Origin of the sequence: Bacillus cereus group sp. MYBK108-1, assembly GCF_051917185.1 — a bacterium.
GTDB classification, from domain to species: Bacteria; Bacillota; Bacilli; order Bacillales; family Bacillaceae_G; genus Bacillus_A; species Bacillus_A cereus.
Window position 1 is genome coordinate 1 of sequence record NZ_JBQAHZ010000068.1, and the last position, 590, is coordinate 590.

Genomic DNA, 590 nt, shown 5'->3' on the forward strand with positions numbered 1-590 from the left:
GAATAATTTAAATTCTGTAATATCGGTTACCCATTTTTCATTTGGCGTATCTGCCGTAAATTTACGCTCTAAAATATGAGGTGCAATTTTACCAACTGTTCCTTTATAAGATTTATATTTTTTCATACGTACAAGACATTTTAAACCTAACTCTTTCATAATTCGTTGCACTTTTTTATGATTCACTATTTGATTACGATTGGCTAACTCATCACGAATACGACGATATCCATAACGACCTTCGTGTTCATCATAAATCGCTTTAATTTCTACTTTTAAATCGGCATCTGGATCGATTCTATCCATTTGTTTTACATAAAAATAATAGGTGCTTCGAGGGATATCCGCTAACTTTACTAATTCTTTCACTTGAAACTCATGCCTTAATTCATAGACTACTTGTGCCTTGTCTTGTTTGGTGATTTTCCCTTGTTTTGAACTAAGGCATTCAACTTTTTTAAATACGCATTTTCCATACGTAAGCGTTCTAATTCAGCTTGTAACGCTTCAACTGAACCTTCTGCCGGAATCTTTTTCGTATCATGTTTTGTGTTTTTATTTTTCATGGATGGACGCCCCTTTTTCTTTGG

At 33.6% G+C, this 590-nt stretch carries 1 pseudogene; it reads right to left on the reverse strand.

Annotated features, from left to right (window positions below):
* Positions 1-590, reverse strand: a pseudogene (locus ACTFSL_RS31095) (IS3-like element ISBce18 family transposase); the annotation flags it as partial.